Below are 22,911 nucleotides of genomic sequence, written 5' to 3' on the forward strand. Positions count from 1 at the left end.
CTCAGCCCTCTATGGACTTCCGCACCTCACCATGACGGCTAACCTTCTACGTCAATAGCGACCTTCGCTCCGCCTCATCCTGAGGAGCGGAGCTCGATGAGCGAAGCCTCGAAGGACGAGGCGGCCTCTGGCGCCACTAGGTCTAGAGATCGCCCCGCATCGGATGACCCTTGTAGACGCCGAGGATGCGGACCTTTTCGGAGAAGAAGCGCAGTTCTTCCAGCGCCCGGCGCACATGTGGATCGGAAGGATGACCTTCGATATCGGCATAGAATTGCGTCGCCACAAAACGGCCGCCGAGCTGATAGCTTTCGAGCTTCGTCATGTTGATGCCGTTGGTGGCGAAGCCGCCGAGTGCCTTGTAGAGCGCGGCCGGAATGTTGCGGACGTTGAAGACGAAGGTCGTGACGATTTTTTCGTCCGGCGCACTGCGCTCGGCCCAGTCCTCGTCGCGCGACAGGATGACGAAGCGCGTCATGTTGTTTTCGGTGTCTTCGACATTCTCGGCGATGATTTCCAGCCCGTAGAGATCGGCCGCAAGCCGGGGCGCCAGTGCCGCCATGCTGCGATCGCCGGTTTCCTTCACCAGCTTGGCAGCACCCGCCGTATCGCCTGCAATGACAGGCTTCCAGCCGTTCTGGCGCACGATGTTGCGGCATTGGCCGAGCGCATGGATGTGGCTGTGCACCGTGCGGATCTCTTCCTTCTTCACGCCCGGCAGAACCATCAACTGGAAACGGATCGGCATGAAATATTCGCCGACGATATGCAGTCGCGATTCCGGCAGCAGATGATGGATATCGGCGACGCGCCCGGCGATCGTGTTCTCGATCGGGATCATGCCGAGATCCGCATCACCATTATCGATGGCGGTGAGGGCATCCTCGAAGGTCTGGCAGGGCAGCGGCTCCATGGTCGGGAACATGTCACGGCTGGCCATGTCGGAATTGGCGCCGTACTCGCCCTGGAAGGAGATCTTATTGGTCTTGGTAATCATGGGACTGCCCTTGGGGGAATGCCGTCAGAGAGAGGCGGCGGAGAGGATACGTCTGGCCTTTTCAAGGTCGGCGGGAGTATCGACACCGAGCGGTATCGTGTCAACGATCTCGACATCGATGCGCATGCCGGCCTCCAGCGCCCTCAGCTGTTCCAGTGATTCGCGCCGCTCCAACGTAGATGGGCCGAGGCTCACGAATTTCGCGAGGGCGGCGCGGCGGTAGGCGTAGAGGCCGATATGGTGATAGAGCGGCCCTTTGCCATACGGTGCGGTCGTGCGGGTAAAATAGAGCGCGTGCAGACGGCTGTCCGAGATCGGTGAGCCGATGACCTTGACGACGCTCGGCGCGCTCTTTTCTTCCTCGTCCTTGATCTCGACCGTCAGCGTCGCGATGTCGACGGCCGGATTTTCGAGCGGGCGCAGCGAGGCGCGGATCGTCTCGGGATCGATGGTCGGCAGGTCGCCCTGTACATTGACGATGATCTCCGCGCGACCTTCGGGATCGACGGCCTGCAGGGCTTCGTAGATGCGGTCCGAGCCGGATTGATGGTCGGTGCGCGTCATGACCACTTCGAAGCCGGCATTGGCGACTGCGGCATAGGTATCCTCATGGTCGACGGCGACGACGATGCGACCGATCGCCGCCTCGCGCGCGCGCCTGGCAACCTGTACGATCATGGGCAGGCCGCAAATGTCAGCCAGCGGCTTGCCCGGCAGGCGCGTGGAGGCCATCCGGGCGGGAATGAGGACCAGCGTCTTGTCTAAATTCGGATCAGTCATTGTTGGGCCTTCTATTCCCAAGGGAAAAGTGTCAAAACGTCTCATGGTGGAGACCGTTTACAGAGTTGCAAGAAACAGCCAAAAGACATAGGTTTCGCGCGAATTCAAGATGGGCCGGCGGAGGATGCCGGCGGCGAGGGGAGCATAGCAGATGAATTCATCCTACGTGAACATGGGTGTCGGGGCGCTTCTGGCCACGCTGTTCGTGTTGAAGTCCGTGTCGCTCGCGTCAGGATTTATTTTCCATTCAGAGGCACCGGAAAAGCCCGGTTTTGCCATCGTCGCAACCGAGGAACCGGCTGCAGGTGGAGACAAGGGTGCGGCTGCCAAGGCGGAAACGCCGATCGCTCAGCTGTTGCAGAAGGCTGATGCCAAGGCCGGCGAGACGATCTTCAAGAAGTGTCAGGCCTGTCATTCCGGAGAGAAGGGAGGGCCGAACAAGGTTGGCCCTGATCTCTGGGGCATTGTCGACCGCCCGGTCGCAGAGCACGAGGGCTTTGCCTATTCGGCCGGCATGAAGGACTTCTCCAAGGGCGGTTCGGAAAAGTGGACCTATGACCACCTCTATCACTTCCTGGCCGCTCCGAAGAAATTCGTCGCCGGAACGGCGATGGGCTTTGCCGGCCTGCCGAAGGAAGAGGATCGCGCCAACGTGATCGCCTATCTGCGCACGCTCGCCGACACCCAGGTGCCGCTGCCGGATCCGAACGCACCGGCCGCGACGAACTGAGGCAAAGCGGAAGATCAATTGAAAAACCCGGCCGTCAGGGCGGGTTTTTTGCGCTGCATCTTTCAGATCGTGTGCCGACGGGATCGCGTCCGCTGATCGAGGTCGAAGACCTTCAATCCATCCTCGGCGCTTGGCGGCATGCGCCAATCCTCGGCGATCAGCGCCTTTCGCGCATCGCGCAGGCCGGCCTCCCAATGTTCGTGCATGGACAGCGCCGAAAATTCGTAGTCCTTCGAATGCGAGCGGAACTGCTTGTTGCGATAGATCAGGTGGATGATCGTCACGCCGTAATCGGAGCAATGCTGCTCCAGTTTCTTGATTTCCGGATCGGCCTTAGCCTCTTCGGGAAGGCGGGCATAAAGATCGGAGATGGCCCGCCGCAGGCGATGACGCTCGAGAAAGAGGTCGGTGTTGAGCCGGGTGCGGCTGGAATAGGTAATGTCCTTGCGCCGTTCTTCCACTTCTTCGAGATCTTGCGGCAGCGGCCCGACGGCGCTGAAGAGATCGACCTGGAAGACGACCGTATCGATCGCAGCGCCATTGCGCAGCACGTAGGTCAGGGGTGTGTTCGAGACCAGGCCGCCGTCCCAAAAGTGCTCGTTGCCGATCTTGACCGCTGGAAAACCCGGCGGCAAGGCGCCGCTCGCCATCACATGCTCAGGCTCGATCTTGATCTCCCTGTTGTCGAAGAAGGCAAAATTGCCGGTGCGCGCATTGACGGCGCCAAGGCTCAAACGCACCGGGCCATGGTTGATTCGGTCGAAATCGACATGATCGAGCAGCGTCTGGCGCAATTGCCCGGTATCGTAGACGCTGGTCGCGCCCGCCGAGCCGCGTGTCTGAAACCAGGCCGGAATCTGCCAAGGGGAAAAGAAGCCGGGCACGCCGAAGGTCGAAACCCACCAACTGCTGACCGAGCGATAGAAGGGATTGGTCTCGCGCCGATCTTCCATCAGCAGATCGACGGGAAGATGCACGGTCACCTTGTTCCAAAAGGAACGCAGAGCCTCAAGCCGTTCGCCGGGCACGTTGCCGGCCATGATAGAGGCATTGATCGCGCCGATCGAGATGCCGGCGATCCAATCCGGTTCGATATTCTGTTCTCTGAGTGCCTGGAAGGCACCCGCCTGATAGGAGCCGAGCGCGCCGCCGCCTTGAAGCACAAAGACCTTCTGCGAATAGGCTGACGCGGGGTTGGTGACTGGAGCTGCAATATTCATGTGCCATCCTTTGCTGCGCTCCGGGTGGGAAGGCCGGGATGCGCAAAATATATGACCATTTTCCTGCCTGCCTCTCCGTAAGCGGAGAGATGCCATTGTTGTCTGCCGGGTCGAGCTTCGGCTATCCGAGCAGATAGGCCCAAAGCGACACTGAGAACGCCCCAAGCGCTGTCGTCAAGGTAATCGTCGAGGCCGCGAGACTGTGGCCGACCCCGAAGCGATTGGCAATCAGCCAGGCGTTCACACCTGTAGGAACTGCGGCAGTCAGCACGAGCGCGGCGCGCCATTCCGCGCTAAGGCCAAGGAGGTGGCCGGCTGCCAGCACACAGGCTGGCAGAAGGAATAGCTTGAAGGAGGCGATCACGCTGGTGATGCCGAGATTGCCTGACATTCCGTATTGACGCAGCGCCATGCCGAGCGAGATCAGCGCCGCCGGGCCGGCGATATTGGCAATGCTGTCGATAGCGGTTCCGAGCGTCGCGGGAATGGGAAGGCTGGTCAGATGAACGACGAGGCCGCAGAAAAGGCCGATAACGAGCGGATTGCGGACGAGATTGCTGCCGACCTGCCGCAGCAGCTCGGGGGTGCTGCGGCCGGCGCCGGCATTTTCCTTGCGCTCGGCCTGTTCCATCAGCAGCGTGCCGGCAATCATCATGGTCGGCAGGTGCACGGCGATCAGGATCGACATCGCCATGACGCCATCCGGCCCGACCGTGCGCCCGACCAGCGGCAGGCCGATGAAGATCGTGTTGGCGAAGGCCGAGGAAACGCCGGCAAGCACGCCTATGCGAGCATCCCGCCCGAAGAACCGGGTCGCGACAATATGGCCGGCGGTCCAGGTGATGGCGACGCCGGAGAAATAGGCGATCCAGAGCCGAAAAGGCGATGCGCCGCGAAAATCCGCCTCCGCTATGGTCTGGAACAGCAGGAGCGGCACGGCGATCTTGAAGACGAACTCGCTCATCGCCTCGCCGACCTCGGCCTTCAACAGGCCGGTGCGAACGATCATCCAGCCGACAAGAATGAGCAGGAAGACCGGAAGAACATCGGTGAGGATTTCGGACATGCCGGGCGAGGTCGTGAAAAAAGTGTGACTCTGGAGGGTGATCCGGGAGTTGTAGCAGTTCGCCGACGTGTGAGAACCCACAAAAACAAAAAAGCGGGCATTGCCCGCTTGTGTGTCCGGTCTCGCCGGAAAGTCCCCCCGGTGCACATGCCGCCAGTTCATCCGTGGTCGGCCCGCGTACCGGTGAGGCGGAAGGCATCATTCCTTCCCAGACTGGCTCGGAAGTCTTTCGAGCTTCCCATCCCAGCCGCTTGATAAGCATTTAAAGATAGAAAGTGACAGGCAAATGACTGATTGGAATTAAGTTGGCAGCCTCGGCGCTGATTTTTCTTCCAAACTTCGGAAAAACCGATATTACCGGATACCGGCTATCACCAATACCGGGATCCTCCAATAGATGACTCGTTTCGACGTACTGACCGTTGGCAATGCCATCGTCGACATTATCGCCCGTTGCGACGATCAGTTCCTGATCGACAACAAGATCACCAAAGCCGCGATGAACCTCATCGACGCCGAACGTGCCGAGCTCCTTTATTCGCGCATGGGCCCGGCTCTCGAAGCCTCCGGCGGCAGCGCCGGTAATACGGCTGCGGGTGTTGCGAATTTCGGCGGCAGGGCAGCTTATTTCGGCAAGGTCGCAGAGGATCAGCTCGGAGAGATTTTCGCCCATGATATCCGCGCCCAGGGCGTGCATTACGAGACCAAGGCGAAGGGCACGTTCCCGCCGACTGCCCGCTCGATGATCTTCGTCACCGAGGATGGGGAGCGCTCCATGAATACCTATCTCGGCGCTTGCGTCGAACTCGGTCCGGAAGACGTCGAGGAACAGGTCGTCGCAGATGCCAAGGTAACCTATTTCGAAGGCTATCTCTGGGACCCGCCGCGCGCCAAGGAAGCTATCCGCGAATGCGCCCGTATCGCCCATGCCAATGGCCGGGAAATGTCGATGACGCTCTCCGACAGCTTCTGCGTCGGTCGCTACCGTGACGAATTTCTCGATCTCATGCGCTCCGGCACCGTCGATATCGTCTTTGCCAATCGCGACGAAGCCCTCTCGCTCTACGAGACCGACGATTTCGAGAAGGCGCTGAAGCTCATTGCGGCCGATTGCAAGATCGCCGCCGTGACGACAGGCAAGGACGGCGCCGTCATCGTGCGCGGCAGCGAACGCTATGTCGTCGACGCCCATCCGATCGAGGAACGTGTCGACACGACCGGCGCCGGCGATCTTTTCGCCGCCGGCTTCCTGTTCGGCTATACGCAGGGCCGCAGCCTGGAAGATTGCGCCAAGCTCGGCAACCTCGCCGCAGCGATTGTCATCGAACAGATCGGCCCGCGGCCGATGCGGTCACTCTCGGAGGCCGCGAAGGAATTCGGCCTGCTCTGACGGAAATCCGTCCCGCATGATCGTAAAAGCCGCCCGCTGCCGAAAGCGCCGGGCGGTTTTTACGTTTGACACGGCTGCCTAAAGCGTGCCGCGCAAAAGTGTGTAACGGTTTTGCGAGAACGACATGCGCAAAATCAAGGACCTAAAACACAGGAAGCGAATCTGAAGATCGCGACGTGCTTTAGTGCCAGAAGAGCGTTGCGGTCCCGCCCTCGTAGAAGATGAGGATGCCGAGAGCGATCAGGACGAACGGCACGATCCTGTGGCCGTGGCGACGGATCGGTGCACCCAAGGTCGGATGATTGACGAGCGAGTGCGCGGCACCAAGCCAGATGGCTGTCAGCACCGCGAACATGCAGCCGATGGCGAGGATCTCATAGGCGGAACGTGTCGCGAAGATCGGCGTATAGATGCTGATATTGTCGCCGCCATTGGCGATCGTCACCAGCGCGACCGCCACAATGTTTCCATGTCCCGCCGAAGCTTTCGCATGATCTTCCGGATCTTCGCCGGTCTCGATGCCGTTCCAGAGTTCCCATAGTCGCCTGAGGCCAAAATAGATCGGCGCAAGGCCGAGCAGGCCAACATAGGCAGCGGGAATGACGAGAACCAGAAACGAGGCGAGGGCACTGAAGCCATAGAGCGCGCCGATGCCGAGATATTGGCCAATGACGATTTGTCTCAGGCGGAATTTCCGATCGGCGAAAAAGCCGAGAAGGACGAATATGTCGTCTATGTTCGTCGATGCGAACATGACGATGGCAACGCCGAAAACGCCTAGCACGTAACCCAAGATCGCCGGTCTCCCTATCCGATCCCGGATACAGCATTGCGTAGCGAAAGTCGCGTGGCTGCGTTCGGCGCCAAGCGAGCGGTCGTTACTTGAAGGCTTCGCCGGGGTAAGCGCCCCAGATCTCGGATTGCGCCACCCATCCCTCGGTGCCGTCGGCGGTGACGAGGCACCAATCGCCCGTGCATTCCTTGACGCTCATCATCACGCCGGGCTGAAGCTTGGCAATGACTGCGGCGGACGGTTGGGATTCGCGGCGCATGTTGACGAAGACGGCCTTGCCCTTGCCCTTCATCCAGGGAGCGGCAATGGCCGAGCGCTGGCCCGACAGCAGCGACTGGTTGACCCAACCCTCTGTCCCGTCGGCATCACGCACGCGCCGCCAATTATCATATTCCTGGATGATTTCGACCGGCAGACCCTGCTTGAGATAGAGCCATGATACGGCGTAATCCGCACTCGGGCCGATGCGCAGATTGACCCGCTTCGATTTCAGTGTGACGAAGCGCGGCAGCGGCAGGCCGCTCGGCCCCTTGGCCGCCTGGGCCGCGGCAAGATCGGCCGACACAGCGGCCATCATCAGGCCGATTGCGAAAATGGCGCAGGACTTCAAGACGTTGCCACGCATGGGATTTCCGTTCGTTCGTCATGACAAAGGCGCGCCATTCCGGCGACCTTTCGCTCCGGTGAGCGGCAAATCCTCGGATCGCGTCAGCGAGTTTTGTTTGTCTTCGCCTGCGGGTCTGGTAGAAATGCCCGGAACGGGAAAATTATCCTGCTTCTTGGTTAAGAACATCTGAACAAGGCATCGCCGCTCGCCATGACGACGAAGAAAAAACCGAAGGTCTATGTCACGCGCAAACTGCCTGACGCGGTGGAGACGCGCATGCGCGAGCTCTTCGATGCCGAACTCAACATCGATGATCGCCCGCGCACGAAGGACGAATTGATTGAGGCCGTCCGCTCTGTCGACGTGCTCGTGCCGACAGTCACCGACCGCATCGATGCCGAGATCATCGAAGAAGCCGGCCCGCAGATGAAGCTGATCGCCAGCTTCTCCAACGGCACGGATCATATCGATGTCGAAGCCGCCGCCCGCCGCGGCATCACCGTCACCAATACGCCCAATGTGCTGACCGAAGATACCGCCGACATGACCATGGCGCTTATCCTCGCCGTGCCTCGGCGGCTAGCGGAAGGTGCGCGCGTGCTGACGGACAGCCCCGGCGAATGGGCCGGATGGTCGCCCACCTGGATGCTTGGCCGCCGCATTCATGGCAAGCGCATCGGCATTGTCGGTATGGGGCGGATCGGCACGGCCGTTGCCCGCCGCGCCAAGGCTTTTGGCCTTTCAATCCATTATCACAATCGCAAGCGCGTCAATCCGGCGACGGAGGACGAACTGGAGGCGACCTATTGGGACAGCCTCGACCAGATGCTCGCTCGCGTCGATATCGTCTCGGTCAATTGCCCGTCGACGCCGGCTACCTACCACCTCATCTCGGCCCGCCGCCTAGCGCTGCTGCAGCCGACGAGCTATATCGTCAACACGGCGCGCGGCGACGTCATCGACGAGACGGCGCTGATCAAGATCCTGCGCGAGGGCAAGATTGCCGGCGCCGGCCTTGACGTGTTCGAGAACGAACCCGCCGTCAATCCGAAGCTGGTGAAGCTCGCCAACGAAGGCAAGGTGGTGATCCTGCCGCATATGAGCTCGGCCACACTCGAGGGCCGAATCGACATGGGCGACAAGGTCATCATCAACATCCGCACCTTCATCGACGGCCATCGCCCGCCCAATCGCGTTCTGCCGTTTCGGTGACTGAAGTATGCTAATTCGCCCGCCGAAATGCGGCTGAATACCCGGCTGCAAATTTGATCTCACTTCCCTCTCGCCGGTCATGTGCATGTCACAAAGCCGGCCCAGAGGTGACCACAAACATAAATCAGGAAGGGCGGAAATCATGGCGCGGGCGTTGCCGCATGAGCGGGTGCAATATGTGGTCGAGGGCGGCTTCAAGCTGTCGGGAGAGATCGAACCGAGCGGCAACAAGAATGCTGCATTGCCGATCATCGCCGCATCGCTTCTGACCGATCAACGTGTCGAGCTCAGCAATGTGCCGCGTATCCGCGATGTCGAGGCGCTGGTGGAGCTGATCCAATCGGTCGGCGCAAAAGTGCGTTGGCTGGGAAGGAACGAGCTCGAAATCGAGGCGCGCGAGCTGCGCCCCGCCAATCTCGATCCCGATCTCTGCGCCCGCATCCGCGCCTCCATCCTGCTTGCTGGACCGATGTTGGCGCGTTGTGGCGAGATCACCCTGCCGCCACCTGGCGGCGACGTCATCGGCCGCCGGCGTGTCGATACGCATTTCCTGGCGCTGGAACAGCTCGGCGCGAAGATCGAGGTCAACAGCGTCTACAGCTTCCGCACGGAAGGACTGCGCGGCGCCGATGTCTTTCTCGACGAGCCCTCCGTGACGGCGACGGAAAATGCTCTTTGCGCCGCCGTTTTCGCCGAGGGGACGACGATCCTGCGCAATTGCGCCTCTGAGCCGCATGTTCAGGATCTCGCCCGCTTCCTGATTGCCATGGGCGCCCGAATCGAAGGCGTGGGCACCAATATGATGACCATTCACGGCGGGCAGCGGCTGGACGGTGCATCGCATCGCATCGGTCCCGATCACAATGAGGTTGGCTCGCTGATCGGCCTTGCCGCCGTCACCGGTTCGGAAATCACCATTCGCCATGCAGGCGTCGAGCATCTGCGCTCTACGCTGATGACCTTCGAGCGCCTGGGCATCCGCTGCCAGATTGACGGTGACGATCTCATCATCCGCTCCAGTCAGGAGATGAAGATCCAGCCCGATTTCGGCGGCCATATTCCGAAGATCGAAGACCAGCCCTGGCCGGCCTTTCCGGCCGATACCATGTCGATCGCCATCGTCACCGCCACGCAATGCGATGGGGTCGTGCTGATGTTCGAGAAAATGTTCGAAAGCCGCATGTTCTTCGTCGACAAGCTGATCGCCATGGGCGCCCGCATCGTGCTGTGCGATCCGCATCGCGCCATCGTTGCCGGCCCCTCCAAGCTGCGCGCCGCCCAGCTCGAAAGCCCTGATATTCGTGCCGGCATGGCGATGCTGATCGCGGCCATGTGCGCCGAGGGCACGAGCGTCATCAACAATGCCCAGCAGATCGAGCGCGGTTACGAGCGCATCGAGGAGCGGCTGAACGCCCTGGGTGCCCGCATCACCCGCATCCCGCCGCGCGAGGCGTGACGGCTCCATCCACCGGCTGAGGGTGCGCTAGGCAATTGCCTTGCGCATCTCGATCGATGTCGTCCGATCGAACCCGGCGTGGCGATTTTCGGCAGTCTTCCGAAAGCCCCATGCGGCGAAGGTGGCGTGATTGTCGGTAAGCTCGATCCGTGTTTCCAGCCGCAACGCCTTGAGGCCGAGCTCTCGGGCCGTTGTCTCGGCTAGGCCCAGCAGTTGCCTGCCGATACCATTACCCTGTGCCGCCGGCAGCACAGCGAGCTTGCCGACATAAAGGCTCTCTGCCTCCGGCCGGCAGAAAATGCAGCCGACCAACCGTTCGCCATCGAGCGCCACATAAGCGATCTCGCTAAGTGCCTTCGCTTTCAGCGTTTCGGATGTCAGCGCCAGCGCCGAGGAGGGCGGATCGATGCGTCCGTTCATATAGGCGAAGGACGTCAGGATCAGATCCAGCAACGCATCCCAGCGATCGAAGCCGTCATCGAGGCGACGAAGCGTCATATCGCTCATTCGGCAGCAACCCGGGCGCGTTTGCGGCGATAGCGCACGGTTTCGAAGCGCGAGGAAAGCCCATCATAGAGCAGCAGGCGGCCGATCAGCGGCTCGCCGATGCCTGTGATGAGCTTGATCGCTTCCATCGCCATGAGCGTGCCGATGACGCCGGTCAAGGCGCCGATGATGCCCGCCTCGACGCAGCTCGGGATTAGACCTTCCGGCGGCGGTGCTGGGAAGAGATCGCGATAGCGCGGATTGGGGTTGCCATCGGCGTCGCTTTCATAAGGCTTCAATGTGGTCACGGAACCATCGAATCGGCCGACTGCACCTGTCACCAGCGGCAGATGCGCCGCCTCTGTCGCGTCGGCAGCCGCATAGCGTGTATCGAAATTGTCGGAACCGTCGATGACGAAATCGAAGCCGGCGAGGTGCCGCGCGGCCGTATCGAGGCTGAACCGCTCCTCGAAGCGGATGACGCCTACATGCGGGTTCAGCCGCGCGATCGCGTCGGTCGCGCTCTGCGTCTTCATCTCGCCGATCGTGCCCGTGTCGTGAATCACCTGCCGCTGCAGATTGGACAGCGAAACGCGATCGTCATCGGCAATCCCAAGCGTGCCGACACCGGCGGCAGCAAGATATTGCAACACCGGCGCACCAAGGCCACCGGCACCGATGACAAGCACGCGCGCCGCCTTCAATTTTTGCTGGCCAGTGCCACCGACCTCCGGCAGGAGGATATGGCGGTGATAGCGGGCGATTTCGTCTGAGCTCAAAGGATCCATGGGCGCAAGTCTAGCACAATCGAGGGCGAGGAGGCGCTAGGATTTCGTAATGCCGCCATGCGCCACGGTAAAGAATTGCGCGCGCTTGCCGAGGGCCGAGAACATGGATTTGTCCGTGCCGGTCATGAAGGCCTGGCCGCCGAGCCCGTCGATGAGATCGAAAAGCGCAGCACGCCGTCCCTCATCAAGATGGGCGGCGATCTCGTCGAGCAGCAGGATCGGCGCATAGCCTGTGAGATTGCCAACCAAACGCGCATGGGCAAGGATGAGGCCGACGAGCAGCGCCTTCTGCTCACCCGTGGAGCACCGCTCCGCTTCCATATCCTTCTCGCGATGCCTCACCAGAAGATCGGCCCGATGCGGCCCATCCAGTGTGCGGCCGGCGGCCGCATCGCGGTAACGTCCCTCGCGCAGCATATCGGCATAGGTATCTTCGAGATCGACGGCCGGCCGGTCGAACTGTCTGTCGAGGAAGCCGGAAAGCTCAAGCGCCGCGGATGGAAATGGTGTCGTCTCGCGCGTCTCGGCAATCAGCCGTGAGAGAAGGCCGAGCATTTCCTGCCGCGCGATCGCCATGGCGATGCCGAGGCTTGCCATCTGTTCCTCGATGCCGCCGAGCCAGGATGGATCGAACCGGCTTTCGGATAAAAGCTTGTTGCGGCTGCGCATGGCGCGCTCGAAATCGCTGGCGCGGCGGCCATGGGCGGGATCGAGCGATAGAACCAGCCGGTCGAGGAAACGGCGGCGTTCCGAGGAGCCGCCGGTAAACAGGCCGTCCATGGCCGGCGTCAGCCAAAGAACGCGCAGATGATCGGTCAGTTCGTCGACCGTCTTGGCTGGAGTGCCGTTGATTCGCAGCCGACGGGCGGCTGATTCGTCGGTCGTATCGATGCCGGTGCCGATTTCGACGCTGCCATCCATGCCCTCGAGCTCCGCGAAGATGGAAAAGCCGCCTGGCGCATCGACCCGGGTGACATCGGCATAGGCGGCGCGACGCAGGCCGCGGCCAGGCGATAGCAGAGAGACCGCTTCCATGAGATTGGTCTTGCCGGCGCCGTTGTCGCCGGTCAGCACCACATGCCGCTCGTCAAGCGTCAGCGCCGCCGCCGCATAGTTGCGGAAGTCGGTCAGCTTGAGGCGCGAGATGGAAACCTTGTTCGGCATCTGTCTTTAAGATTCGCAATCGATGGCCGAGGGGTATGCCGAACCCCGCGCAAGTGCAAGGTTTTTGCCGACGGTTCGAAATGTAAGCGCCGTCACGGGCCACCCTCGTCCTTCGACAGGCTCAGGATGAGGGTGGAGTGAGGCAGCAGGCTGAGGGAAGCTGTGGGCAAAGCGAGGGGATGAGCCCTCATGGTGAGAGGCCAAGGGGCCGTCTCGAACCACGAGGGCGGGTGATTCGTCCGCCATTCGGCATCCTTGTCTTTTGAAGAGATCTGTTTGAATCCCCGCCGATATTGGCATTAGCGCACGGCACTACCTATATCGCCATGCTCGGGGAAGTTTTGAGTGAAAGGGGGCATCAATTGAAATTTGCAAAAGCACTGCTCGTGCATACGCGCGCCGATTGGGCGCGCGTGAAAACGGGCGAATCGGGCGATCTCGTCTATCGCCGCGAAGATGGCCTTGCTTATGCGAAAATCGCTTCGGCTGAGCGCTCCATCGATCTCGTCGGCGAACGCGACCGGCTGCTTTGGTTGCAGGGCAAGGGTATCGCCGTCCCAGAAGTTATCGATTGGCGTGAGATGGAGGAGGGTGCATGCCTGATCATGACAACAATTCCCGGCGTACCGGCAGTCGAGTTGGATGGCGAAGCATTGCTGAAGGCCTGGCCGTCGATGGCGCGGCAGCTGAAATCTCTTCATGAGCTGCCGATTGATCGATGCCCCTTCGATCGCAGCCTGTCGCTGATGTTCGCAAAGGCAGCGGATGTGGTTTCGCGAGATGCCGTAAACCCGGATTTCCTGCCGCCTGAAGATCACAATAGGCCGGCCCGCGAACTGCTTGATCGCGTCAAGCGCGACCTGCCGCTTCGGCTCGATCAGGAAGCCATCGACAGGGTGCTCTGTCATGGCGATGCCTGCATGCCCAATTTCATGATCGATCCACATAGCCTGCAATGTACCGGGCTGATCGATCTAGGCCGTGTCGGCAAGGCCGATCGTTATGTCGATCTCTCGCTGATGATTGCTAATGCCGACGAGAGCTGGGTGACGCCCGAACAACGAGAGCGAGCCTTTTCGATCCTGTTCGAAACCCTGGAAATCGCAGAGCCGGACCGCGAACGTCTCGCCTTCTATCTCCGGCTTGATCCGCTGACCTGGGGCTGATTCGCGCATGCCAATAAAAAATCCGGCCGAATCATCGGCCGGATTCATGTGAAACATTTTGATTCGCGAATCAGTCGCTGAACGTATCGAAGAAATCCTTCATGCGAGCGAAGAAGCCGGTCGATTCTGGATTGTTGTCCTTCGAGGAGATCTGCTCGAACTCCTGCAGCAGCTCGCGCTGGCGCTTGGTCAGCTTCTGCGGGGTCTCGATCTGGATCTGGATGTAGAGATCGCCGACCTGGCTGGAACGCAGCACCGGCATGCCCTTGCCCTTCAGTCGGAACTGTTTGCCGACCTGCGTGCCTTCGGGAACGGTGACGCGCGATTTCGTGCCGTCGAGGGTCGCGACATCGAAAGTGCCGCCGAGAGCTGCCGTGGTCATTGAGATCGGCACGGCGCAATAGAGGTCGGCGCCATCCCGCTGGAAGAATTCATGCGGCTTGACGGAGAGGAAGATGTAGAGGTCGCCCGAAGGACCACCGCGCAGGCCGGCTTCGCCTTCGCCCTGCAGGCGGATGCGCGTGCCGTCTTCGATGCCCGACGGGATATTGACGGAGAGCGAACGCTCCTCGGTCACACGGCCCTGGCCATGACATTTCGTGCAAGGGTCGGGAATGATCTGGCCGCGACCGTGACAGGTCGGGCAGGTGCGCTCGACGGAGAAGAAGCCCTGGGCGGCGCGGACGCGGCCGGAGCCTTGGCAGGTGCCGCAGGTCTTTGGCTGGGTGCCGGGCTTGGCGCCCGAGCCGGAACAGACGTCGCAGGTGATCGAGGTCGGCACGCGAATCTGTGCCGTCTTGCCGCTGAAGGCTTCCTCGAGCGAGATTTCCATATTGTAGCGAAGATCGGCGCCGCGCTCGCGACCGCCGGATGAACGCCCGCGCGAGCGGCCGCCACCCATCATCTCGCCGAAAATATCCTCGAAAATATCGGAGAAGCCGCCACCGCCGAAACCGGCTCCGAAGCCGCCACCGCCGCCCATGCCGCCATGCTCGAAAGCAGCATGGCCGTATCGGTCATAGGCTGCGCGCTTCTGCGGGTCCTTGAGCGTTTCGTAGGCTTCGTTGATTTCCTTGAACTTCCGCTCGGCGTTGCTGTCGTCCGGGTTCTTGTCCGGATGATATTGCATTGCCAGCTTGCGAAAGGCGCTCTTCAGCTCTTTCTCGTCCGCCGTCTTGGAGACGCCCAATGTCTCGTAAAAATCCGCTTTTGCCATATTAAGGATTAGAACCCCGGAAATGGATTTCCGGCTGCCCGAAGGCAGCCGGAGCTAAGTTTCCTCAAGAACCTTTCGATTCTCGCTTATGCAGACCGCTTGCGGTCGTCTTCGTCCTTGATTTCCTCGTAGTCGGCATCGACGACATCGTCCTTGCCGCCTGCTGCCGAGGCATCACCGGAACCGGCTTCCGCCTGCTGGGCCTCATAGATCGCCTGGCCGAGCTTCATGGAAACTTCCATGAGCGTCTGGGTCTTGGCCTTGATGTCTTCGGCATCCGGCTCGGAAGCTTCGGTCGCCGTCTTCAGCGCTGCAATCGCGTCGGAGATCGCGGTGCGATCTGCTTCGGTGACCTTGTCGCCGTAATCCTTCAGCGACTTCTCGCTGGAGTGGATCAGGCTTTCAGCTTGGTTCTTGGCTTCGACACCTTCGCGGCGCTTCTTGTCTTCAGCAGCGTGAGCTTCGGCATCCTTGACCATCTTTTCGATGTCGGCGTCGGAAAGACCGCCGGAAGCCTGGATGCGGATCTGCTGTTCCTTGCCGGTGCCCTTGTCCTTGGCCGAAACCTGAACAATGCCGTTGGCGTCGATATCGAAGGTGACTTCGATCTGCGGAACACCACGCGGTGCCGGCGGCAGGCCGACGAGGTCGAACTGGCCCAGCAGCTTGTTGTCGGCAGCCATTTCACGCTCGCCCTGCGAAACGCGAATGGTCACGGCCGACTGGTTGTCGTCGGCGGTCGAGAAGGTCTGCGACTTCTTCGTCGGGATCGTCGTGTTGCGTTCGATCAGACGGGTGAAGACGCCGCCCAGCGTTTCGATGCCGAGAGACAGCGGGGTCACGTCGAGGAGCAGAACGTCCTTGACGTCGCCCTGCAGAACGCCGGCCTGGATGGCGGCGCCGAGTGCGACGACTTCATCCGGGTTGACGCCCTTGTGCGGCTCCTTGCCGAACAGCTGCTTGACGACTTCCTGTACCTTCGGCATGCGGCTCATGCCGCCGACGAGAACGACTTCGTCGATTTCGGCAGCCGTAACGCCGGCATCCTTGAGCGCTGCCTTGCACGGAGCGATGGTGCGCTGGACGAGATCGTCGACCAAGCTTTCCAGCTTGGCGCGGGTCAGCTTCAGCGTCAGGTGCTTCGGGCCGGTGGCGTCCGCCGTAATGAAGGGCAGGTTGATTTCGGTCTGCTGCGAAGAGGACAGCTCGATCTTGGCCTTTTCGGCAGCTTCCTTCAGGCGCTGCAGGGCAAGCTTGTCGCCCTTGAGGTCGATGCCGTTGTCCTTCTTGAACTCGGCAACGAGGTATTCGACGAGACGCATGTCGAAGTCTTCACCGCCGAGGAAGGTGTCGCCGTTGGTCGACTTCACTTCGAAGACGCCATCGCCGATTTCGAGGATGGAGATATCGAAGGTGCCGCCGCCGAGGTCGTATACGGCGATGGTCTTGCCGTCCTTCTTGTCGAGGCCATAGGCGAGTGCTGCAGCCGTCGGCTCGTTGATGATACGCAGAACTTCGAGACCGGCGATCTTGCCGGCATCCTTGGTTGCCTGGCGCTGAGCGTCGTTGAAGTATGCGGGAACGGTGATAACGGCCTTGTCGACCTTTTCGCCGAGGTAGGATTCGGCGGTTTCCTTCATCTTCTGAAGGATCATTGCGGAAATCTGTGCGGGCGAATAGCCCTTGCCGTTGGCTTCGACCCAGGCGTCGCCATTGTCGCCCCGAACGATGTTGAAGGGAACAAGGTGCTTGTCCTTCTCGACTGTCGGATCTTCGTAGCGGCGGCCGATGAGGCGCTTGACAGCGAAGAGGGTATTTGTGGGGTTGGTGACAGCCTGGCGCTTGGCCGGCTGGCCGACGAGACGTTCACCGTCGTCGGTGAAGGCAACCATGGAGGGGGTGGTCCGGGCGCCTTCGGCATTTTCGATCACTTTTGCGTCCTTACCGTCCATGACGGCGACGCAGGAATTTGTCGTTCCAAGGTCGATACCAATTACTTTTGCCATGTCATTCTCTCCTTGAAGCAAGCTATCGGAACCCCTGTCAGGCATTCCATTGACAGCCCCTTACGGGATGGTCTTGAGGATTGCGCAGCCATGACTGCGGTGATGCCGCGTATATAAGTAGCGGTTTTACTGACTGCAAGGCAGGAAATCGCCTGAAATCCAGCAAAACAAATGGTTTGTCGCCCAAATTCCACGTGGTCCCGTATGCGCCGGGGATCAGCGGATTTGACGCGACCGTGTATCAGAGCAGCCTTGTCGCGGCCATGCAAGCGTCTGCTGCATGATTCCTTAAATCGGGGTCGATTTAGGGAAAAAATTATGCAGCAGATATGAAGAGCTGCGGCGGCCTTTGCGCGCGATATATGACGCGCGGCGCTGTAGGCGTAAAATTGCAATTTTATCGGCCGAGGATGACGTCGAGCAGCGACGAGCGGTGCGACCGTGTGGTGGCGACCGGAGCGCCGCTGTCGCCGACATCGGCGGGCGGTATATCGCTATCATAGGGGTTGGAGCTGTAGGGATTGGTGTCGTCCGCAAGATTTGCCGGTGGCAGATCCTGCGGATCGTCGTTGGCGGCGGTCTGGTTGACGATCTGCGGCTGGATCGGCTGCTGCGATGGCCTTTGCTGCAAGGTCGGCTGCTGCACCGGCTGTCCACCATCGGCGACGCCGGAGATGATGTTGCCGATGGTGGTCGGCTGGTCGCCGTTCGGTCCCGTCTGCGCCATCGGCAGGCCGTTGTCGATGATCTGGCCGCCGCCGAAGATCGGCGTCGGCGTGATGCCCTTGTGGGCGGCGACCATGAATTCCTTCCATGCTTTCGCCGGCAGCCCGCCGCCAGTCACCTTGCGCATCGACTTGCCGTCGTCATTGCCGAACCAGACGCCCGTGGTCAGATGGCTGGTGAAGCCGACGAAGAGCGCGTCGCGGAAGGATTGCGTTGTGCCTGACTTGCCGGCCGCCTGCCAGCCGGGAATGCGCGCCGCCTTGCCGGTGCCATTGGCGATGACGCCGGCCATCATGGCATTCATGTTCGTGACGATATCCGGGTTCAAGACGCGCTCCGGATTGTCTGTATTGGCCTGGTAGAGCACCTTGCCGGAGGCGGTCGTCACCTTGGTGATGACATGCGGAGCCACTTTGTAGCCACCGTTCATGAAGGTGGCATAGGCGGAGGTGAGCTCCAGCAGCGATACTTCCGAGGTGCCGAGCGCGATCGAGGCATTGGCCTGCAGGTCGGATTCGATGCCGAGCCTGCGGGCAACCTTGATGACCTGGTCCGGCCCGACTTCGGTGACGAGCTGCGCGGCAACGGTGTTCAGCGATTTAGCCACCGCAGTTGCCAGCGTCACCGGGCCGCTGTAGCGCTGCTCGTAATTCTCAGGCGCCCAGTTGCCGATCTTGACCGGCATGTCGTTGCGGATCGAATTGGGCGTCAGGCCCATCTCAAGCGCCGCGGTATAGACGAAGGGCTTGAAGGCGGAGCCGGGCTGGCGCTTGGCCGTCACGGCACGGTTAAACTGGCTCTGCGCATAGTCGCGGCCGCCGACGAGCGCGCGGATCGCACCCGTCGCATCGACGGAGACGAGCGAGGCCTGAGAGGCGTTGAGCTTCTTGCCTTCCTTTTCGAGCACGTCGCTCAGCGCCTTCTCGGCCTTTTCCTCCAGCGACATGTCGAGCGTCGTGTCGACGATCAGGTCTTCCTTGACGTCGCCGCCGATCAGCTTCGGCAATTGGTCCATGACCATGTCGGCGACGTAATTCTCAGCACCGCTCCAATAGCTCTTCGATCGGGTCGGCGGCTGCGCCATCGCCGTCTTGATGTCGGATTCGCTGATGAAGCCCTGGTCGTGCATCGCCTGCAGCACGAGCTGCGCGCGGGCCTCGGCGGCGGCCGGATCGCGGGCCGGCGACAGTCGCGAGGGGGCCTTGACCAGACCAGCGAGCATGGCGGCTTCGCCGAGATTGACGTCCTTTGCCGATTTGTTGAAGTAGCGCCGCGAGGCAGCCTCGACGCCATAGGCGTTGGAGCCGAAATAGACGCGGTTCAGGTACATCGTCAGGATCTGATCCTTGGTGTACTTGTGCTCCAGCCACAGCGCCAGCAGCACTTCCTGCACCTTGCGTTCCAGCGTGCGGTCCGGCGAGAGGAACAGGTTCTTGGCGAGCTGCTGCGTCAGCGTCGAGCCGCCTTGGACGGCGTGCCCGGTTACCACATTGGTCACGACGGCGCGGGCAAGGCCGATCGGGTCGAAGCCGAAATGCGAATAGAAGCGCCGATCCTCGATGGCGATGATGGCTTCCGGGATATAGGGGGACATGTCGCCGAGCGCGACCGCTTCACCGCCCGTCGTGCCACGATTGGCGATCAGGCTGCCGTCGAGATCGTTGATCTTGACGTTCGGTGGCCGCTCAGGGATCGACCACGTGCTGGCGCTCGGCATGCGTGAGCCATAATAGGCGACAAGACCGGCAAGGCCGATGCCGGCCCAGAGGCAAAGCACGAGGCCCCAATAGATCGTCGAACGGATGAAGCCGAAAAAGCCGCGCCGCGGCCGCGCACGGCGTGCCGGTTTGCGGCGGCTGCTGACACGGGTGCGGCGAGGCTTTTCGACCACGGGTTCATCCTCGTCGTCTTCATCCTCGTCTTCGTCGGGTTCCGGCTCTTCGTAGTATGTTTTGTAAGAAGACGAATATTTCTTGGCCGAGCGCCTGTTGCCGACGATGCGCTCCCCGGCATTGAATCCGTCCTCGATGCGTTCCCGGCCGCTGGAAAAAGATGGTTCTATCCTCTGGCGTGATTTCTTCTTATCTGCCATTGCCGGCCGGTCGTACCTCGGTGCCCTTGTATTCCATGTCTTCTATCAGGCTGATTACGGGAGCGGTAGAAATCTTTGAGCCTGCTCCGTCGCCTGGTCGGCGCGCGACCTCGAAAACCCTCATTGGCTTTCAAGGCGGAGCAACCCGCTATTCGTCCACGCACCACTCGTGAAGACATTAAGTCCCGCCTGAACTGTAAATGCGGCGATTTAAGGAGGGATTAAGAACATTCCGATCCGCTTGCCGCTGCCTTCGCCCGGCGCCTGCCAGGCGTGCGCAGGGAACTTTTCGCTATCCTGAGCATTATCCTCTCATAAAAACGATAGAGGGCGAACCCATGAGTTCATTGCTGAAGATAGAGGAAGTTGAAGAGAGCAAGTTGCGCGAGGTCTGGAGCGTCGAGGATTTCGTCCGGCGTCATCGGATTTGCAAGGAGGAGGAAGCCCGGCTGAAAAAGCTGTTTGGCGACTTCGCAACAAAGCAGGAATTGCTCTCAAACGCGCAAAGGCCGCCCCAATTCCGTTGATGGGTCGCTGAAGGATTTGGCAGGCCGGCGCGATGTTTCGTGGGCTGCTGCGACCGAGGGATTCGCAGCGGAGGAGGCTATGCCGATGTGGAAACGTTTCGAATTGTGGCTGGTCGACCAGATTGACCGGATATTCGGCCTCGAACGGCTTGCACGCCGCGCCGGTTTTTCCCCGGATGAGGCAAGGCGGATCGCACGTGAAAAATAGATCGCCCGTGCGGCTTCCGTTATCCGCAACCATGTCCGTTCTCCTGAAATCTCAGGACAGCGCCTCGCTTGCCTTCATACGGAGCGAGGCTACGATCCGGATGCGTCGATACTTCGCGCGGCGCACGCAATCTTCCATATTTTCGAATGGGCTGATCAAGGTTATAGTATTGACATGTGGCCGTCTTGCAGGGCGGTTCCAAGCAATTGGTAGCGCGTGAGGAGGAGTGTTCATGCGACACATCAAATGGAGCAATCCAATTGAGATCGGTTTTGCTCAGGGTACGTTCCAGGTCGTGACAGGCCCGTCCGAGGCCCTCAATTGCATGGCCAATCTCTGGCCTGACCGGCGCGGTCCGCTCTACGTGGCGGCAAGAAGCCTTTGCCGGGCTGCCATCGACGGCCGCAAGTCCGCCGAAGAGGCACGAGAAATGTTCATCTCGGCGACGCGGGAAGCGCATCTCAAGATGCATTGAAGCATGCCGCTAGCACCGCGGATCAACCGCCCAAATCTTGCGAACCGGCGGAAGCGCGGCAGAAGGCGAGAGTTTTGAGCGCGTTTCCTCCACGAAAGCATCTCTTGAATGCAGCTCCCGCATGATGGTGAGCGCGTTCTCCTCGGAGGCGATGCAATCTCATGAAAAGGCCGGCGACTTTCGAAGTCGCCGGCCTTTTGGTTTTTCAGGCGGTCGCAGGGCTGGCCGTCAGCGGTTCGAGCCTCTCACGGACATCCGGCAATTCGGCTCCGACGCGGGGCATGGATCCCTGTGGTCAGGGCTATAAGGCCCCGGCTCGCCTGCATTCGGCCGCGGATTGGCCTGCGGCGGCGGCTGCTGCGGCTGTGGTTGCGGTTGAGCCTGCTGCGGTTCCGGACGCGGGCGGTTGTCCGGACGATTATTGTCAGGGCGATTGTTGTCGCGCTGGCGATCCGGCCGGTTACCCCAATCCTGGTTGTTGTCCGGGCGCTGTCTGCCCCAGTCGCGATTGCCGTCGCGTTGCCTGTCCCAGTCGCGATCACGGTCGGGCCGGCGATCCCAGTTGCGGTCCGGTCTGTCATTCCAGTCCGATCCGCGATCCCAATCGCGATTGCGATCCGGGCGACGGTCCCAATTGCGGTCCGGCCCGTTATCCCAGCCTGGAGGATTGCGGTCCCAGCCGCTGTCGGGGCGGCGATCGACCCAGCCCGGGCCGCGGCGCCAGCGGTCGCGGTCACGATAGAAGTCGCGACCGCGATAATAGCGACCCCAGTAGTCGTCGAAGTTGAAGACCACCGTCGGAATGCCGAGCGGGCGGTAATATTGCGGACCGACATAGATGCGGCGTGACTGATAGGTTGCCTGGATATAACGACCTGCAACCCATCCGCGGCCGCCATAGAAGGAAACATCGCACCATGGCGTATCGTTAAGGCAGCCGTTGATCTGAAGCGGCACACCGACGGGAATCATCGTCACTGCCGGATAGGCGGTACTCGGACCGGACCGCATGTTGACGTTCGCGGTGGCAAAGCCTTCTGCCGCTTCCGCGATGGCTGGCAGCGCCACGAGCGCCGCCAGAATGCCCGCCGCAAGAATCTTGAACCTCATAGATTACTCTCCCTTTGCGCACCCATGCTGCGAAATCGCCGGCTGGTGCCTGTTCCGCTGTCGTGCGCCTACCCCGGCGCTCTTCGGTAAGACTTTCCAATTTCGGCAAGATAAAGGCCTGGCGCTGCACGGAATCTGATAGGATTCCATGGTGCCTCTTCAATCTTTACATGTGTTGTAGAAGTAACTGCATGAATGCAGCTTGAACGGCATCAGTTCGAAACTGAAAAGCTGCGAGTCTTTTTGACAAGGCTCACTTGCCTTCCTCGGCGTTACCGACGTGGCAGCGTCGGCTGCCTCAAGAGTTTTTTCGAAGAAACTTAGAAGCGGCCTTGAAATTGACACCTTGGACGCCGATATACGATCCAGTCATGCAGCCGACGGGCGCTGGCGCGCTGGAAAGCGAGCCGTTTGGTCCGTCGATATCATGGAAGCAGCGTTAACTCTTCGTTGACCTTTCATGATCAATCTGGCTGCAGTTCCGCCCTTGCCTTTGACCACGGATGTACTGGCACTGATGCGAAGGCGGATGGCGAAAGGCCGGATCATTCCGGCCTTTTTGTTTTTTGGCGATGGCGTGCTTCCGACGAAATCGGAGCGCGCCATTTTCATTTTCGGCATCTCTCGCGTGGCAAAAGAAAAGCCGCCGCAGATGCCTGCGGCGGCTTTTCACTTTAAGCGATGCGCCTGCTAGGC

Annotated in this window: 21 protein-coding genes; 8 read left to right on the top strand and 13 right to left on the bottom strand. The window is 60.7% G+C overall.

The genetic code is table 11. The annotated features are described in order from the left end of the window. Nucleotides 1–142: 142 nt before the first annotated feature. The gene (locus AC13QY_RS31425; RefSeq protein WP_113397404.1) at nt 143–997 is read right to left on the bottom strand and encodes a prephenate dehydratase; all 855 of its coding nucleotides are present in this window, start codon (nt 995–997) and stop codon (nt 143–145) included. A gap of 24 nt (nt 998–1,021) precedes the next feature. Beyond that, nucleotides 1,022–1,777 (bottom strand): 3-deoxy-manno-octulosonate cytidylyltransferase, encoded by a 756-nt coding sequence (locus AC13QY_RS31430; protein ID WP_488494543.1) that lies wholly within the window; start codon nt 1,775–1,777, stop codon nt 1,022–1,024. Between the two features lie 151 nt (nt 1,778–1,928). Here AC13QY_RS31430 and AC13QY_RS31435 point away from each other — a divergent pair, with 151 nt between their 5' ends. After that, nucleotides 1,929–2,507 (top strand): c-type cytochrome, encoded by a 579-nt coding sequence (locus AC13QY_RS31435; protein ID WP_095433515.1) that lies wholly within the window; start codon nt 1,929–1,931, stop codon nt 2,505–2,507. A 62-nt stretch (nt 2,508–2,569) separates the two neighbouring features. On the opposite strand, the gene AC13QY_RS31440 is transcribed toward AC13QY_RS31435, so the two are convergent. Both AC13QY_RS31440 and AC13QY_RS31445 read right to left on the bottom strand, forming a co-directional pair. Continuing rightward, nucleotides 2,570–3,727, bottom strand: a complete 1,158-nt coding sequence (locus AC13QY_RS31440; protein WP_488494544.1) for a patatin-like phospholipase family protein — start codon at nt 3,725–3,727, stop codon at nt 2,570–2,572. 121 nt (nt 3,728–3,848) lie between these two features. Beyond that, nucleotides 3,849–4,793, bottom strand: coding sequence for an AEC family transporter (locus tag AC13QY_RS31445; protein WP_113354125.1), 945 nt, complete (start codon nt 4,791–4,793; stop codon nt 3,849–3,851). 397 nt (nt 4,794–5,190) lie between these two features. On the opposite strand from AC13QY_RS31445, the gene AC13QY_RS31450 reads away from it, so the two are divergent. Next, on the top strand, nt 5,191–6,183 hold the full coding sequence (locus AC13QY_RS31450) for an adenosine kinase (protein WP_112724617.1): 993 nt from the start codon (nt 5,191–5,193) through the stop codon (nt 6,181–6,183). A 181-nt stretch (nt 6,184–6,364) separates the two neighbouring features. Here the strand turns inward: AC13QY_RS31450 and AC13QY_RS31455 are convergent, their stop codons facing one another. Continuing rightward, entirely contained in the window at nt 6,365–6,967 is a 603-nt protein-coding gene (locus AC13QY_RS31455; RefSeq protein WP_488494549.1) for a cadmium resistance transporter, read from the bottom strand. Between the two features lie 94 nt (nt 6,968–7,061). Beyond that, nucleotides 7,062–7,601: an SH3 domain-containing protein gene (locus tag AC13QY_RS31460; protein WP_113330920.1), complete on the bottom strand. Its 540-nt coding sequence runs from the start codon at nt 7,599–7,601 to the stop codon at nt 7,062–7,064. Nucleotides 7,602–7,793: 192 nt separating this feature from the next. Between AC13QY_RS31460 and AC13QY_RS31465 the strand changes: the two genes are divergently transcribed. Together AC13QY_RS31465 and murA are read left to right on the top strand one after the other, a co-directional pair. Continuing rightward, on the top strand, nt 7,794–8,795 hold the full coding sequence (locus tag AC13QY_RS31465) for a 2-hydroxyacid dehydrogenase (RefSeq protein WP_095433520.1): 1,002 nt from the start codon (nt 7,794–7,796) through the stop codon (nt 8,793–8,795). Nucleotides 8,796–8,937: 142 nt separating this feature from the next. Then, entirely contained in the window at nt 8,938–10,251 is a 1,314-nt protein-coding gene (gene murA, locus AC13QY_RS31470) for a UDP-N-acetylglucosamine 1-carboxyvinyltransferase (RefSeq protein ID WP_113330919.1), read from the top strand. 27 nt (nt 10,252–10,278) lie between these two features. On the opposite strand, the gene AC13QY_RS31475 is transcribed toward murA, so the two are convergent. The 3 genes from AC13QY_RS31475 to recF are packed head-to-tail and all read right to left on the bottom strand — an operon-like array spanning nt 10,279 to nt 12,689. Beyond that, on the bottom strand, nt 10,279–10,749 hold the full coding sequence (locus tag AC13QY_RS31475) for a GNAT family N-acetyltransferase (RefSeq protein ID WP_488494550.1): 471 nt from the start codon (nt 10,747–10,749) through the stop codon (nt 10,279–10,281). 5 nt (nt 10,750–10,754) lie between these two features. Beyond that, a complete protein-coding gene (locus tag AC13QY_RS31480; RefSeq protein WP_488494545.1) occupies nt 10,755–11,525 on the bottom strand; it encodes a molybdopterin-synthase adenylyltransferase MoeB in 771 nt (256 codons plus the stop codon). A 36-nt stretch (nt 11,526–11,561) separates the two neighbouring features. Beyond that, complete coding sequence (recF, locus tag AC13QY_RS31485) at nt 11,562–12,689, bottom strand: DNA replication/repair protein RecF (protein WP_488494546.1); 1,128 nt, start codon at nt 12,687–12,689, stop codon at nt 11,562–11,564. Nucleotides 12,690–13,051: 362 nt separating this feature from the next. Between recF and AC13QY_RS31490 the strand changes: the two genes are divergently transcribed. Beyond that, on the top strand, nt 13,052–13,855 hold the full coding sequence (locus AC13QY_RS31490) for an APH(3'') family aminoglycoside O-phosphotransferase (RefSeq protein WP_488494547.1): 804 nt from the start codon (nt 13,052–13,054) through the stop codon (nt 13,853–13,855). A gap of 70 nt (nt 13,856–13,925) precedes the next feature. On the opposite strand, the gene dnaJ is transcribed toward AC13QY_RS31490, so the two are convergent. The 3 genes from dnaJ to AC13QY_RS31505 all read right to left on the bottom strand — a co-directional run bounded on the left by dnaJ (nt 13,926) and on the right by AC13QY_RS31505 (nt 19,895). After that, nucleotides 13,926–15,071, bottom strand: a complete 1,146-nt coding sequence (gene dnaJ / locus AC13QY_RS31495; RefSeq protein ID WP_069615446.1) for a molecular chaperone DnaJ — start codon at nt 15,069–15,071, stop codon at nt 13,926–13,928. Between the two features lie 86 nt (nt 15,072–15,157). Beyond that, nucleotides 15,158–17,077: a molecular chaperone DnaK gene (gene dnaK / locus AC13QY_RS31500; RefSeq protein ID WP_113330914.1), complete on the bottom strand. Its 1,920-nt coding sequence runs from the start codon at nt 17,075–17,077 to the stop codon at nt 15,158–15,160. Between the two features lie 397 nt (nt 17,078–17,474). After that, nucleotides 17,475–19,895, bottom strand: coding sequence for a transglycosylase domain-containing protein (locus tag AC13QY_RS31505; protein WP_488494548.1), 2,421 nt, complete (start codon nt 19,893–19,895; stop codon nt 17,475–17,477). A 612-nt stretch (nt 19,896–20,507) separates the two neighbouring features. Between AC13QY_RS31505 and AC13QY_RS31510 the strand changes: the two genes are divergently transcribed. Beyond that, nucleotides 20,508–20,630 carry a hypothetical protein gene (locus tag AC13QY_RS31510; RefSeq protein ID WP_257714005.1) on the top strand — a complete coding sequence of 41 codons (123 nt, stop codon included), beginning with the start codon at nt 20,508–20,510 and terminating at the stop codon, nt 20,628–20,630. A 232-nt stretch (nt 20,631–20,862) separates the two neighbouring features. Further along, nucleotides 20,863–21,105, top strand: a complete 243-nt coding sequence (locus AC13QY_RS31515; protein WP_095433530.1) for a DUF982 domain-containing protein — start codon at nt 20,863–20,865, stop codon at nt 21,103–21,105. Nucleotides 21,106–21,333: 228 nt separating this feature from the next. Here AC13QY_RS31515 and AC13QY_RS31520 read toward each other — a convergent pair whose 3' ends face one another. Further along, entirely contained in the window at nt 21,334–22,215 is an 882-nt protein-coding gene (locus tag AC13QY_RS31520; RefSeq protein ID WP_113330912.1) for an SH3 domain-containing protein, read from the bottom strand. Nucleotides 22,216–22,675: 460 nt separating this feature from the next. On the opposite strand from AC13QY_RS31520, the gene AC13QY_RS31525 reads away from it, so the two are divergent. Further along, nucleotides 22,676–22,909 (top strand): hypothetical protein, encoded by a 234-nt coding sequence (locus tag AC13QY_RS31525; RefSeq protein ID WP_113330911.1) that lies wholly within the window; start codon nt 22,676–22,678, stop codon nt 22,907–22,909. Nucleotides 22,910–22,911: the final 2 nt, after the last annotated feature.

It is taken from the genome of Martinezella sp. CNPSo 3795, from assembly GCF_057784475.1.